Genomic DNA, 13,771 nt, shown 5'->3' on the forward strand with positions numbered 1-13,771 from the left:
CATTGTTGAACGTTTTCTTGGAGTAATTAGAGACAAAACCACCGATTGACCCGACTTCGACTCGACAGGGTAGGCGGAGATCGCTAGAATGTCGCGTCTGAAATTTTGTCCTGAGACTAATCAGAGATGCCTTTGAGGCTGTCTATTCAGCCCGATGAAGACGTCACTCATTAGTCCGATAGCCAAAATAACATGCTAATTAAAGCATGATTTACTGGTTATCGATGCTCACTTTAAAGAAGTACCTATTGGTACTAACAAGGATGAAGCGGAAATATCCTCGTGATATGGATGCTCATACGCTCAGCCAACACTGAGCCAAACTGAGGTTTATACAATGCAAGTTACTGTTGAAACTCTAGAGGGCCTAGAGCGCCGTCTAAACATTACTGTTCCTGCTGCTAACATCGAAGACGCAGTGACAGCTGAACTACGCAACATCGCGAAAAACCGTCGTTTCGATGGTTTCCGTAAAGGTAAAGTACCGATGAAGATGGTTGCGCAAATGTACGGCAAAGCAGTACGTCAAGACGTGATGGGTGAAGTTATGCAACGTCACTTCATCGAAGCAATCGTTTCTGAAAAAATCAACCCAGCTGGTGCGCCTACTTTCGCTCCTGTTGAAAACGAAGCTGGTAAAGATCTTGTTTTCACTGCGACTTTCGAAGTTTACCCAGAAGTAGAACTTAAGGGTCTAGAAAACATCGTTGTTGAAAAGCCTGCAACTGAAGTAAATGACGCTGACGTTGAAGAAATGATCGACACTCTACGTAAGCAGCAAGCAACTTGGACTGATGTTGAAGAAGCGGCTGAAGACGGTAAGCGTGTAACTATCGATTTCACGGGTTCAATCGACGGTGAAGAGTTCGAAGGCGGTAAAGCTGAGAACTTCCCACTAGAAATGGGCGCTGGTCGCATGATCCCTGGTTTCGAAGACGGTATCCAAGGTAAGACTGCGGGTATGGAATTTGAAATCGACGTAAACTTCCCAGAAGATTACCACGCTGAGAACCTAAAAGGTAAAGCAGCTAAGTTCCTAATCAAAGTGAACAAAGTTGAAGCACGTGAGCTTCCAGAAGTAAACGACGAGTTCGTTTCTAAGTTCGGTGTTGCTGAAGGCGGCGTTGACGCTCTTAAAGCTGAAGTTCGTAAGAACATGGAGCGCGAGCTTAAGCAAGCAATCAAGAACCGTATCAAAGAGCAAGCTCTTGACGGTCTAGTTAAAGAGAACGACATCGACGTTCCTGCTGCACTAATCGACCAAGAAATCGGTGCTCTACGTCAGCAAGCTGCACAACGTTTCGGTGGCAACCCAGAAGCTGCACAACAGCTTCCACGTGAGCTATTCGAAGAGCAAGCTAAGCGTCGCGTAGTTGTTGGCCTACTTCTAGGTGAAGTGATCAAGTCTGAAGAGCTAGAAGCTAGCGATGAGAAAGTGAAAGAGCTTATCTCTGAAATGGCAACAGCGTACGAAGATCCATCAGAAGTAATCTCTTACTACGAGCAAAACGAGCAAATGATGAACAACATGCGCAACGTTGCACTAGAAGAGCAAGCGATCGATGCAATTCTTGCTAAAGCACAGGTTTCTGATAAAGAAGTTAGCTTCAACGAGCTAATGAACCAACAGCCTGCTGCTTAATAAGCAATATCTTGTATAGAAGGTTGACTTAGAGTCGACTTCTCTGCTAACAATGGTCCGTATGATGTTTATCATCCGGGCCATTTATTTTAGGGACATAAGAATATGAGCTACCAAGAAAAAAATGCAATGTCGCCAATTATGAACGCGCTAGTACCGATGGTGGTTGAACAAACTTCCCGTGGCGAACGCTCTTACGATATTTATTCGCGACTACTAAAAGAACGAATCATTTTCTTGACTGGTCAAGTGGAAGACAACATGGCGAACTTAATTGTTGCCCAGATGCTTTTCCTTGAATCAGAAAATCCTGACAAAGATATCTTCCTCTACATTAACTCTCCTGGTGGTAGCGTAACGGCTGGTATGTCGATTTACGATACTATGCAGTTTATTAAGCCTAATGTAAGCACGCTTTGTACTGGTCAAGCATGTTCCATGGGTGCCTTCCTACTTGCAGGTGGTGCTCCTGGTAAACGTTTTGCTCTGCCTAACTCTCGCGTGATGATTCACCAACCACTAGGCGGTTTCCAAGGTCAAGCTTCAGATATTCAGATTCATGCACAAGAAATTCTGACTATCAAACAGAAGCTGAACAATCTTTTGGCAGAACACTCAGGTCAGCCACTCGACGTTATCGAAAAAGATACTGACCGTGACAACTTTATGTCAGCTGCTCAGGCCGCTGAATACGGTATTATTGACGAAGTTTTAACCCATCGCGGTTAATCGACAATCGTTTGAGTAACAATTGACCAAATTGAAGCCTGTGAAAATCAAATTGGCGGGCGCAATTTGGTCTAAATTGATATACACTCAAAACATAGAAAGTAAAGGCTAAGAGGTTAGCGAATGACAGATAAAAGCAAAGAGAGTGGTAGCGGTAAACTGCTGTATTGCTCTTTCTGTGGTAAAAGTCAGCACGAAGTTCGCAAGCTAATCGCAGGTCCGTCTGTTTACATTTGCGATGAGTGTGTTGATTTATGCAACGACATCATCCGTGAAGAAATCAAAGATGTGCTGCCGAAGAAGGAATCTGAAGCGTTACCAACGCCAAGAGACATTCGCGCACACCTCGATGATTATGTAATCGGTCAAGACTACGCGAAGAAAGTTCTCTCAGTCGCTGTTTACAACCACTATAAGCGCTTGCGCAATGGTGATACAACGGCAGACGGTGTTGAACTCGGTAAGAGTAATATCCTTCTTATCGGTCCGACGGGTAGTGGTAAAACACTGCTTGCTGAGACGCTTGCACGTTTCCTTGATGTGCCATTCACAATGGCCGACGCAACAACATTGACCGAAGCCGGTTATGTTGGTGAAGACGTTGAAAACATCATCCAAAAACTACTTCAGAAGTGCGACTACGATGTAGCAAAAGCCGAGCGCGGTATTGTCTATATCGACGAGATTGACAAAATTTCACGTAAAGCTGAGAACCCATCTATCACACGAGATGTGTCGGGAGAAGGGGTTCAGCAGGCACTACTAAAACTGGTTGAAGGTACAATTGCATCGGTTCCACCTCAAGGTGGTCGTAAGCACCCACAACAAGAATTTTTGCAGGTAGATACCTCTAAGATTCTGTTTATTTGTGGTGGTGCATTCGCAGGTCTCGATAAAGTGATCGACCAACGTGTTGCAACTGGCACTGGTATTGGTTTCGGCGCAGAAGTTCGTTCAAAAGACGAAACTAAGACTGTCGGCGAGCTATTTACCCAAGTTGAGCCAGAAGATCTAGTTAAGTACGGTCTAATTCCAGAGTTCATTGGTCGTCTACCTGTGACAACGACTCTAACCGAGCTTGATGAAGATGCACTGATTCAAATCTTGAATGAGCCGAAGAACGCACTGACCAAACAGTATGGTGCGCTATTCGACCTTGAAGGTGTTGAGTTGGAGTTCCGCGAAGATGCACTGCGTGCGATTGCTAAGAAAGCAATGGAGCGTAAAACAGGTGCTCGTGGTCTACGTTCAATCCTTGAAGGTGTGCTGCTAGAAACGATGTACGAATTACCATCGGCTACTGACGTAAGCAAAGTGGTTATTGATGAAAGTGTGATAAATGGTGAGTCAGAACCGCTACTTATCTACACAAACAACGATAATCAAGTTGCCAGCGCCGAGTAATTTGCGAAGCTGAGATAAAAAGGAGGTATTTGATACCTCCTTTTTTTATTTCTTTATTGAATCCAACGAATACGCCCCCATATACTGAAAATAATACTAAGCGGAAGAGAGAATAATATGAACTTGGAACGTTCCGAGCGTATAGAAATCCCGGTATTGCCTCTGCGCGACGTGGTTGTTTATCCACACATGGTGATTCCTTTGTTTGTTGGCCGCGAAAAGTCCATTAGTTGCTTAGAAGCGGCGATGGATAATGACAAACAAGTACTCCTTGTGGCTCAGAAAGAAGCAGATACTGAAGAGCCAAAAATCGACGATCTATTCACAACAGGCACAGTTGCAACCATTTTGCAGCTTCTCAAGCTACCGGATGGCACAGTAAAAGTGCTGGTTGAAGGTCAGCAGCGTGCCAAAATTAACAATTACCGCGATGAAGAATTTTTCGTAGCGGATGCTGAATACCTGATCACGCCAGAACTCGATGAGCGTGAGGAAGAGGTCATTGTACGTAGTGCAATCGACCAGTTTGAGGGTTTCATCAAACTGAACAAGAAGATTCCACCAGAAGTACTAACGTCTCTCGGTGGCATCGATGAAGCAGCGCGTCTTGCTGATACTATCGCTGCTCATATGCCGCTTAAACTCGTAGATAAGCAGCAAGTGCTTGAGTTGCTTGATGTAACTGAGCGTTTAGAGTTCTTAATGGGACAAATGGAATCGGAAATCGACTTACTGCAAGTTGAGAAACGCATTCGTGGTCGCGTTAAGAAACAAATGGAAAAATCTCAGCGTGAGTACTACCTGAATGAGCAAATGAAGGCGATTCAGAAAGAACTCGGCGACTTAGATGATGCTCCTGATGAGTTCGAAACACTGAAGGCTAAGATTGAAGAATCAAAAATGCCTGCCGAAGCGAAAGAGAAGACCGAACAAGAGCTACAAAAGCTTAAGATGATGTCTCCGATGTCCGCTGAAGCAACCGTTGTTCGCAGTTACATCGACTGGATGGTAGGTGTTCCTTGGGCTAAACGCTCTAAAGTGAAAAAGAACCTAGCAAAAGCGGAAGAAGTACTGAACGAAGACCACTATGGCCTAGAGCGCGTTAAAGAGCGCATCCTTGAGTATTTGGCGGTGCAAAACCGCATTAACAAGCTAAAAGGTCCTATCTTGTGCCTTGTTGGTCCTCCTGGTGTGGGTAAAACCTCCCTCGGTCGCTCAATCGCGGCTGCAACGGGTCGTAAATATACTCGTATGGCATTGGGTGGTGTACGTGACGAAGCGGAAATCCGTGGTCACCGACGCACCTACATCGGTTCTATGCCGGGCAAGTTGATTCAGAAGATGTCGAAAGTTGGTGTTAAAAACCCACTATTTCTTCTGGATGAGATCGACAAGATGTCTTCAGATATGCGTGGTGACCCGTCATCAGCGCTGCTTGAAGTTCTAGACCCAGAGCAGAACAATGCCTTTAACGATCACTATCTAGAAGTCGATTACGACCTTTCTGACGTAATGTTTGTTGCAACGTCTAACTCAATGAACATTCCTGGGCCTTTACTTGATCGTATGGAAGTGATTCGTCTTTCTGGATATACAGAAGATGAAAAGCTGAACATTGCTAAGCGTCACCTCGTGTCTAAGCAAGTTCAACGTAATGGCTTGAAGCCGAACGAAATTGAAATTGAAGACTCTGCAATCATTGGCATCATTCGCTACTACACACGTGAAGCGGGTGTTCGTAGCCTTGAGCGTGAAATCTCAAAGATCTGCCGTAAAGCAGTTAAGAACATCTTGCTTGATCCGAAACTGAAAACGGTGACGGTAAATCAAGATAACTTGAAAGAGTACCTAGGTGTCCAACGCTTTGACTATGGTAAAGCGGACGACAGCAACCGCATTGGGCAGGTAACTGGCCTAGCGTGGACGGAAGTAGGTGGTGACCTATTGACTATCGAAACTGAAGCGATGGTCGGTAAAGGTAAGCTGACTCAAACCGGTTCATTGGGCGATGTGATGCAAGAGTCAATTCAAGCCGCGATGACGGTTGTACGTTCTCGTGCAGAGAAGCTTGGCATTAACTCAGACTTCTACGAGAAGCGTGACATTCATGTTCACGTTCCTGAAGGTGCGACGCCGAAAGATGGTCCAAGTGCGGGTATCGCAATGTGCACCGCTTTAGTTTCGAGTTTGACAGGTAACCCAGTGAAAGCTGAGGTGGCAATGACAGGTGAAATCACTCTACGTGGTGAAGTTCTACCTATCGGCGGCCTGAAAGAAAAACTACTTGCAGCGCATCGTGGCGGCATCAAAACGGTATTGATTCCTAAGGATAATGAACGTGACTTGGAAGAAATTCCTGACAACGTTATTGCGGATCTGAAGGTGATTCCGGTGCAATGGATTGATGAAGTTCTTGAAGTTGCTTTAGAGAGAGCACCGCTTGGAGCGGCATTTGAACCTGTAAAATAGTGATGTGCTCCAAATTTAGGTAAAAGAAATGCGCTGATAGGCAAAAAAAGCTTGTCAGCGTTTTTTTGTAGCACTAAGTTTAGCTATGTAACTCTGAAGCCCTTGATAGACAAGGCTTAGAGTCTTCAACTACGAGAATGGAACTAACGTTACCTTTTAAAAAATAACAATTCGGTAACAGAAAGGGGAAACACAGTGAACAAAACACAATTAGTGGAAAAAATCGCAGAGAACGCAGATCTATCTAAAGCTTCAGCTGGTCGTGCACTAGATGCTTTCATCGAAGCAGTTAGCACTACTCTAGAAGAAGGTGATCAAGTGGCTCTAGTTGGCTTCGGTACTTTCAGCGTACGTACTCGTGCAGCACGTACAGGTCGTAACCCAAAAACTGGTGAAGAGATCCAAATCTCTGAAGCTAAAGTTCCTGCATTCAAAGCAGGTAAAGCTCTTAAAGACGCTTGTAACTAATCATTTGTTACAGTTGTACGCAAACCTTGCGTCAACTGAGCAAAAATTAAGCTTTTGTAAGGCTTAATCGACAAAATAAGTCGAACTTTTTTTAAATATGCGCATCTTACTGATGCGCATTTCTTTTTCTGATATTATCCGATGCAGTAGAAGATAACCCTTCCTATCTGGAGAGTAATAAAATTATGATGGAGCGAATTCGCGAAGGCGTGAATAGCATCGCGGTTAAAATTATCTTAGGACTCATTATTCTGTCTTTTGTGTTTGCTGGTGTAGGTAGCTATATCGCAGGCGGAATTGGCAATACTGCGGCAAAAGTGGGTAATGTAGAAATCGGTCGTGGTGAGTTTGAACAAGCGTATCAAAATGAACGCAATCGCATGCAATCTCAGCTTGGTGATTACTTCTCGACTCTGCTTGGTGACCCAAGCTACGTAGCGTCTTTCCGTAAGTCAGTCCTTGATCGTATGATTAATGATGTGTTGCTTGAGCAACATGCAGAATCGCTGGGGCTACGTATTAGCGACGCTCAAATCCGTCAAATGATTCTTGAGATGCCTCAGTTCCAAAATGACGGAAAATTTGACCAAGACATTTATCAAGCAACGCTGCGCCGTGCTGGTTTCAGTGCTGACAGCTTTGCAGAGTACCTTCGCCGTGATTTGGTTCGTAACCAACTACTAACGGCATTGCAAGGTAGTGAGTTTACGCTTCCTAGCGAAATTGAGCTTCAAAGCAAGCTGCTAACCCAAACGCGTGATATCAAAACGCTGACACTATCGCTAGCTGACTTCTCTAAGAAAGCTCAAATTACTGATGAAGAGATTCAAAAGTATTATGAAGAGAACCCTGGACAGTTTACGCGTCCAGAGCAAGTTAAAGTGGCTTACATTGAGCTATCTGCTCAAGCACTTAAAGATCAAGTTAAAGTCACTGACGATGAAATTCAGAAATACTACGACGAGCATTTAGACAAATACTCCACTTCTGAGCAACGTGAAGTGAGCCATATTTTGGTTCAAGGCGATGACGAAGCGAAAGCACAAGCAATTTTGGACGAGCTAAATGCTGGTGCTGATTTCGCGACGCTAGCGAAAGAAAAGTCAGAAGACATTGGTAGCTCTGAAGAGGGCGGTTCTTTAGGTTGGATCGAACGTGATGTAATGGATCCTGCTTTTGAAGAAGCTGCATTTGCTCTTAAGAATGTGGGCGATACAACAGGTTTAGTTAAGTCTGATTTCGGGTACCACATCATTAAACTTGACGCTATCAAAGCATCTGAGTCTAAGCCTTTAGCTGAAGTGAAAGACGAAATCATCGCTGAGCTTAAAGACCAAGTAGCGGTGGATGAGTTCTATAACCTACAAAACGAACTAGAGAAGGTTGCTTTCGAATATCCTGATTCACTGGATGATGCAGCGAAAGCGGTAAATCAGAAAGTCGTGACTACTGATTTTATTTCTCAAGTTGATGCGCCAGAAATCTTGAAAACGCCAGCAGTGATGCAAGCGATTCAGTCACCAGAAGTGAAAGAAGATGGCCTTAACTCTGAAGTGATGGAAGTGGCTCCAGAGCATATTATTGTGGTTCGTGTCGATGACGTTCGTGAACAAACTGTATTGCCACTTGAAGAAGTGAAAGAGCAAGTGGAAACTCAGCTAGCGAAGGTTAAAGGTGAGCAAGCGGCTATGGAGTTGGGTGTTCAGTTAGTGAATGAGCTAAAAGAAGGCAAACAAGACGCACTTCAAGCGAACAGTCTAAGTTTTGGAGAACTGGAAGCTATCGACCGTAGCTCTCCATTAGCAGGCACTGTGTTTGCAATGACTAAGCCAGCAGAAAACGCAGCGACCTACGCTCAGACTAAAGATATGGAAGGCAACATTGTTGTTGTTGAGCTAACTAAAGTCGCTTCTGAGTACAACGAAGCATACAACGAGCAAATCGGCGCTCAAATGGAACGTGAGGCGACTCAACAAGACTTAGCTTCCGTACTTTCAATTCTGCGCAAAAATACGGACATCGAATATTTGCTTGATGCTGAATAACAGCATTAACAGATTCGATGACGCAATTCAGCTCACAGTTCTTGTGTAACTGATAAGCTAATAAAAACGGACCGCATTCGCGGTCCGTTTTGTTTTCAGTAGACAAAACTTTTCAGTTTGTTTTTTCTGGGTATCTTGAATGGCGACTTTTAGTGAGAAAAAGGAATTCAAATGAAGTATCTAAAAAACGTTTGGCTGCTACTAGTTTTGTTAGTTGCCCCAGTGAGCTTTTCCTATGCATCTGAAGCGAAGAAACTAGAGGGGATAGAGATAACAGTCAATATCAACCAAGCGGGCCCTGAGGAACTAGCGGAACTGCTCAAAGGTGTTGGCGAGGAAAAAGCAAAAGATATTGTGGAGTATCGCGATCAACACGGAAGTTTTAAATCGGCAGATGATTTAACTCAAGTGAAAGGTATTGGTGAAGCAACGGTAGAGAAGAACCGTTCAAGAATCACTTTGTAACTTACGACGATAGACGCTTACCGAGAGTGCCAAAATCAAGCCGACGCCAAGTCCTATTGCGTGGGCTTGTGTCGCAACTGGAGCCGCGATTAGCTGCGAGGTCGCTTCTGACGCGCCGTATAAGCTTTCCCAGGCCACTTTACCGATGATACCCAAGACCAACAGCCAACTTGAATTTCTTCCACTCAGTGCCTCTTGTAGCGCCCAATAAGCAAATAGAGCGTGGAGTACTCCTGATAGGCCTAGGTAATACGTTAAGTTTGTGAACAACAAAGCGAAACCAATAGAGGTCGCACTAATTAGCGTAACAGCCACCACTGACCGCCACGAAGGACGAAATACGTAGCAAATGACCCAGAGTCCGGCGAGGTTCATGCCCAGATGTGCTAGGTTGGTATGCGAGAAATTTCCTGATACTATCCGCCACCATTGACCCGCGTGTATTGCTAGCTTGTTCCACTCTACTAAGGATTGTAAGCTCGGAATTTGCAGTAATGCGCAAAGCAGAGAAAACAGCAATAGTCTTATGACGAAAGAAGTGTCCATATCTCGATATTGTCCCAAGTGCTTGAAAGCTAAGCGCGCTTGTATTTGTCAGTGGATTCAACCCGTTCACTGTGACACACAATTGATCATTTTGCAGCATCCAAGTGAAGAAAAGCGTCCGCTTGGGACGGCGCGAATTCTGTCCTTGTCATTGCCAAACGGACATCTTTTTGTTGGTGAGGATTTCTCGACCCATCAGGCGCTTAATGATCTGTTGGCTGATGATAGATACCAGTCAGTGGTGCTGTATCCGGGTGAAGACTCTGTTGAATTATCGCAAGTACAACTCGCAGCGTCTAACAAGCACTTGCGTGTCATTCTACTAGACGGAACGTGGAAGAAAGCGTTTAAGATGTGGAAACTGTCTACGAATTTGCATGCTTTACCGTTGGTTAAATTGCCAGAGACCTTGCAGGGCGATTATCGGATTCGCAAAGCACCATCACCTAATGCACTATCCACGGTTGAAGCGGGCCATCATATTATTCAAACGTTAGAGCCTGAACGGAACTTCGACGCTATGCTGGTTGCATTTGAAAAAATGATAGAGTTCCAGATTCAGCAAATGCCTTCAGGTGTTTATGAAAAAAACTATTGCGCTCCGGACTCCAACGAATAAGGCTTTACCCTTTCTAATCACTAGTAATTCGAATGCGCCGCAAACAGTTGTTGATGCATCTTTTGGGCATAGCCGTCAGTCATGGCGGAAATATAGTCGGCTATCACACGCATTCCGTTATCTTGTTGTCCACTGGCTTTACGCCAAAGGTTGCGTGTTGACTCAGGAAGTAAGCGCTCAGGGTCGGCGCTGAATGCTTCAAAAAGATCCATAATGATTTGTTGGCCTTTGTACTCGACGATTTGTACCCTTGGTACTTGAATCACGTACTCACTGACAAATCGTTTCAGAATCGCCAAGACACATTCCATATCACCATCAAGGTAGGCATTGTAGTGAAGTAGAGGATCGTCGAAATTTACCTCGGGGACCTTTTTGACTTCAATGCTAGTTAATAGAGCGTTGACAATGCCTCCAATGGCGTCTTTTCGCTCGTAGTGTTTGCCTGAAAAAAGCAGTTCAGTGATAGAGTCAATATGTTCTGAGAGCCAAGTGTTGGTTTGTGTCTTAAGCTGCGCCGCGGCGTTGGCTTGCCACATATCTTTGTCCACCAACTCAAGCACAATTGCGTCTTCTAAATCATGCACACCGTAAGCAATATCGTCAGCTAACTCCATGATAGAGCAATCAAGAGATTTGAATTGCGTCTTGTTGTGTTGAAGTGGTGTCAATTGCTCAAATCGCATGGTTTGCAACAATAATTTATCGCTGTCAGATAGTGGGTCGATAACCCAATCAAACTGGGGCTTATCTTTATCGTAGATCCCTTTTGCAGGCGCCCAGTCCTTCGCTTTTAACTGGCGTTGGCTGCTCACCGGGTGGGGCTGTTTGTCGGCGCAAGTTTGGCTAATAGGGGCGGGATATTTAAGTAAACCTAATAGGCTGCGGCGGGTGAGGTTCATTCCGTGATGCTCGGTGTAGGGTTCGAGTTGGGTGACGATACGAAACGTCTGGGCGTTACCTTCAAAACCACCATATTCACGCATCATGTAGTTGAGTGCGACTTCACCGCCATGCCCATAGGGTGGATGACCGATATCATGAGCGAGGCAGAGTGCTTCAATGAGTGCATCAGAAGGCAATAATGGTTCGAGTTCTGGCTGTTTTTGTTTTAATTGAGCTGCGATGCCTGAGCCAATTTGAGCCGCTTCGAGCGAATGTGTTAGGCGTGTGCGGTGAAAATCGTTAACACCTGTACCGTGCACCTGCGTTTTAGCTTGCAGTCGCCTAAACGCTGCAGAGTGGAGAATCCTAGCTCTATCACGTTGGAAGGGGTCGCGATGATCATTACGTCTGAGCTTGTGCTCATCACTATGTCTGGCTTGCCAAATTTGCATGGATTCTAACGGCATCTCAATTCCTCTAGTTGGCTAACTGATTTCATCAAGAGAAAGCTCAAAGCTTGGTGCAAAGGTGTTTAGGAAATAGTCCATCTCTTCGGTTTGCTTTTCAAGCAGTGTTTGGTCCAAACGTTTTTTGGCGAGAGCAAACTCATGGTTTCCAGCGCTCAGCTCCTCAAGACATTTCAAATATGCGCAGATAGAATCGGCTTGTTTGACAATTTGGGTGTCTTCTTCGTAAGCGTATTCTGAAATTAAGAAAGGTCGGAAATCATCCTGAAATTCTTCGGGTAACATAGACAGCAGCTTTCGCTCAGCTGCAGACTCTATCTTTTTGTATTCCTTTGCGATTTCTGGGTTGTAATATTTAACTGGTGTTGGAAGATCACCAGTTAGCACTTCACTGGTATCGTGATACATCGCGAGAATCGCGATTCTTTCAGGGTTGGTTTTACCGCCAAATTTCTTGTTTTTTATGATGGCCAAAGCATGAGCAACGAAGGCGACTTGAAGACTGTGTTCAGAGATGTTTTCCGTTGAAACCGAACGCATTAATGGCCAGCGTTGGATCAGTTTCATTCGAGCAAGGTGAGCAAAAAAGTGACTTTCTTTCATACAGCGTAATCCCTTAATACTAGCGCCGAACTATTTATTCGGCGCTCAATAAGAATAGGCTTTATATCAGTGTTATGAAAGAGTTACTGGCTATATGTTGCCAAGAATTTTTCAAATCGACCAATCGCCATCTCTAGATCTTCTACGTGAGGTAGAGTAACGATGCGGAAGTGATCAGGTTTAGGCCAGTTGAAACCAGTGCCTTGCACGAGGAGAACCTTTTCTTGCTTCAAAAAATCGAGCACCATGCGCTGATCGTCTTTGATGTTGTACATCTTGGTGTCGATCTTGGGGAACAGGTACATAGCCCCCTTGGGCTTCACACAAGAGATTCCTGGAATTTGAGTAATAAGCTCGTAGGCTTTATCTCGCTGTTCTAATAAACGACCACCCGGCAAGATCAATTCATTGATACTTTGGTAGCCACCCAAGGCGGTCTGAATCGCGTGTTGCATCGGAACGTTAGCGCAAAGGCGCATCGAGGCAAGCATTTCAAGACCGGCAATGTACCCAGTGGCATGCTCCTTAGGGCCCGTCATAAACATCCAACCGCCACGGAAGCCACAAACGCGATAAGACTTAGAAAGACCATTGAAGGTCACTACGAGTACATCTTCGGTTAGGGTTGCAACTGAGGTATGAGTCGCGCCGTCATACAGAACTTTGTCGTAAATCTCATCTGCGAAGATGATAAGCTTATGCTGACGTGCAATTTCAATCACTTCGAGTAGGAAGTCACGACTATACACTGCACCGGTTGGGTTGTTCGGGTTGATAAGCACGATACCACGAGTTTTAGGCGTGATTTTCTTCTTGATATCATCTAGGTCTGGATACCAATCCGCTTGTTCGTCACAGAGATAGTGAACTGGGCTACCACCGGATAAAGAAACCGCCGCTGTCCATAGTGGATAGTCAGGAGCGGGAACTAACATTTCATCTCCGTTGTTTAACAGAGCTTGCATCGCCATTACAATGAGCTCCGAAACGCCATTGCCAATGTAAACATCTTCAACGTCTAAGCTACGAATGCCTTTACGCTGATAGTGTTGAACCACAGCTTTGCGCGCGGAGTATATACCTTTGGAATCACAATAACCTTGAGATGTAGGTAAATTCCTGATGACATCGACTAATATTTCATCAGGGGCATCAAAACCAAAAGGGGCGGGATTACCGATATTGAGTTTCAGTATTTTATGTCCCTCTTCTTCCATGCGCTTAGCATGTTTGAGTACAGGTCCCCTAATGTCGTAGCAGACATTATCGAGTTTTGACGACATCTCGATATTTTTCATTGCTATATTCCTAAAAAAACGGCTATTTCTTTACTAAATTACACTAAATTGGCTTTTGAAAGAATAAAAATCTGCCTAAAGTGAAAATTAAAGATTGGATATGAATTCAGTGGCAATGAGCCACTTAACAT

12 protein-coding genes are annotated in these 13,771 nt (G+C 44.6%); 8 read left to right on the plus strand and 4 right to left on the minus strand.

All coding sequences use genetic code 11. The features are described 5' to 3' along the window. Positions 1–337: 337 nt before the first annotated feature. From tig to HOP38_RS03990, 7 genes are all read left to right on the plus strand, one after another. Entirely contained in the window at positions 338–1,642 is a 1,305-nt protein-coding gene (gene tig, locus HOP38_RS03960; RefSeq protein ID WP_038229799.1) for a trigger factor, read from the plus strand. A 105-nt stretch (positions 1,643–1,747) separates the two neighbouring features. Continuing rightward, a complete protein-coding gene (gene clpP, locus HOP38_RS03965; protein WP_038229800.1) occupies positions 1,748–2,371 on the plus strand; it encodes an ATP-dependent Clp endopeptidase proteolytic subunit ClpP in 624 nt (207 codons plus the stop codon). Positions 2,372–2,494: 123 nt separating this feature from the next. Continuing rightward, complete coding sequence (gene clpX / locus HOP38_RS03970; RefSeq protein WP_038229801.1) at positions 2,495–3,775, plus strand: ATP-dependent protease ATP-binding subunit ClpX; 1,281 nt, start codon at positions 2,495–2,497, stop codon at positions 3,773–3,775. Between the two features lie 117 nt (positions 3,776–3,892). Further along, complete coding sequence (lon, locus tag HOP38_RS03975; RefSeq protein WP_038229802.1) at positions 3,893–6,244, plus strand: endopeptidase La; 2,352 nt, start codon at positions 3,893–3,895, stop codon at positions 6,242–6,244. A gap of 195 nt (positions 6,245–6,439) precedes the next feature. After that, complete coding sequence (locus tag HOP38_RS03980) at positions 6,440–6,712, plus strand: HU family DNA-binding protein (RefSeq protein WP_006075676.1); 273 nt, start codon at positions 6,440–6,442, stop codon at positions 6,710–6,712. A gap of 185 nt (positions 6,713–6,897) precedes the next feature. Then, entirely contained in the window at positions 6,898–8,757 is a 1,860-nt protein-coding gene (ppiD, locus tag HOP38_RS03985) for a peptidylprolyl isomerase (protein ID WP_198557453.1), read from the plus strand. A gap of 171 nt (positions 8,758–8,928) precedes the next feature. Further along, the gene (locus HOP38_RS03990; protein ID WP_006075255.1) at positions 8,929–9,222 is read left to right on the plus strand and encodes a ComEA family DNA-binding protein; all 294 of its coding nucleotides are present in this window, start codon (positions 8,929–8,931) and stop codon (positions 9,220–9,222) included. On the opposite strand, the gene rrtA is transcribed toward HOP38_RS03990, so the two are convergent. After that, positions 9,205–9,768, minus strand: coding sequence for a rhombosortase (rrtA, locus tag HOP38_RS03995; RefSeq protein ID WP_198557454.1), 564 nt, complete (start codon positions 9,766–9,768; stop codon positions 9,205–9,207). The two genes, HOP38_RS03990 and rrtA, sit on opposite strands and share 18 nt — an antisense overlap. Here rrtA and HOP38_RS04000 point away from each other — a divergent pair. After that, positions 9,767–10,387 carry a tRNA-uridine aminocarboxypropyltransferase gene (locus HOP38_RS04000; protein WP_198558245.1) on the plus strand — a complete coding sequence of 207 codons (621 nt, stop codon included), beginning with the start codon at positions 9,767–9,769 and terminating at the stop codon, positions 10,385–10,387. The two genes, rrtA and HOP38_RS04000, sit on opposite strands and share 2 nt — an antisense overlap. Before the next feature lie 20 nt (positions 10,388–10,407). Here HOP38_RS04000 and HOP38_RS04005 read toward each other — a convergent pair whose 3' ends face one another. From HOP38_RS04005 to HOP38_RS04015, 3 genes are all read right to left on the minus strand, one after another. Beyond that, positions 10,408–11,739, minus strand: a complete 1,332-nt coding sequence (locus tag HOP38_RS04005) for an anti-phage deoxyguanosine triphosphatase (protein ID WP_198557455.1) — start codon at positions 11,737–11,739, stop codon at positions 10,408–10,410. 18 nt (positions 11,740–11,757) lie between these two features. Beyond that, entirely contained in the window at positions 11,758–12,342 is a 585-nt protein-coding gene (gene yfbR / locus HOP38_RS04010) for a 5'-deoxynucleotidase (protein ID WP_006075259.1), read from the minus strand. 83 nt (positions 12,343–12,425) lie between these two features. Further along, positions 12,426–13,640, minus strand: coding sequence for a pyridoxal phosphate-dependent aminotransferase (locus tag HOP38_RS04015; RefSeq protein WP_006075260.1), 1,215 nt, complete (start codon positions 13,638–13,640; stop codon positions 12,426–12,428). Positions 13,641–13,771: the final 131 nt, after the last annotated feature.

It is taken from the genome of Vibrio mediterranei (assembly GCF_013364395.1).
Taxonomy (GTDB): domain Bacteria; phylum Pseudomonadota; class Gammaproteobacteria; order Enterobacterales; family Vibrionaceae; genus Vibrio; species Vibrio mediterranei.

Coding starts and splice junctions, on each gene's coding strand:
- yfbR (WP_006075259.1), bottom strand. CDS start 12,342: ATGAAAGAAAGTCACTTTTTTGCTCACCTTGCTCGAATGAAACTGATC.
- rrtA (WP_198557454.1), bottom strand. CDS start 9,768: ATGGACACTTCTTTCGTCATAAGACTATTGCTGTTTTCTCTGCTTTGC.
- clpP (WP_038229800.1), top strand. CDS start 1,748: ATGAGCTACCAAGAAAAAAATGCAATGTCGCCAATTATGAACGCGCTA.
- tig (WP_038229799.1), top strand. CDS start 338: ATGCAAGTTACTGTTGAAACTCTAGAGGGCCTAGAGCGCCGTCTAAAC.
- HOP38_RS04005 (WP_198557455.1), bottom strand. CDS start 11,739: ATGCCGTTAGAATCCATGCAAATTTGGCAAGCCAGACATAGTGATGAG.
- clpX (WP_038229801.1), top strand. CDS start 2,495: ATGACAGATAAAAGCAAAGAGAGTGGTAGCGGTAAACTGCTGTATTGC.
- ppiD (WP_198557453.1), top strand. CDS start 6,898: ATGATGGAGCGAATTCGCGAAGGCGTGAATAGCATCGCGGTTAAAATT.
- HOP38_RS04015 (WP_006075260.1), bottom strand. CDS start 13,640: ATGAAAAATATCGAGATGTCGTCAAAACTCGATAATGTCTGCTACGAC.
- lon (WP_038229802.1), top strand. CDS start 3,893: ATGAACTTGGAACGTTCCGAGCGTATAGAAATCCCGGTATTGCCTCTG.
- HOP38_RS03990 (WP_006075255.1), top strand. CDS start 8,929: ATGAAGTATCTAAAAAACGTTTGGCTGCTACTAGTTTTGTTAGTTGCC.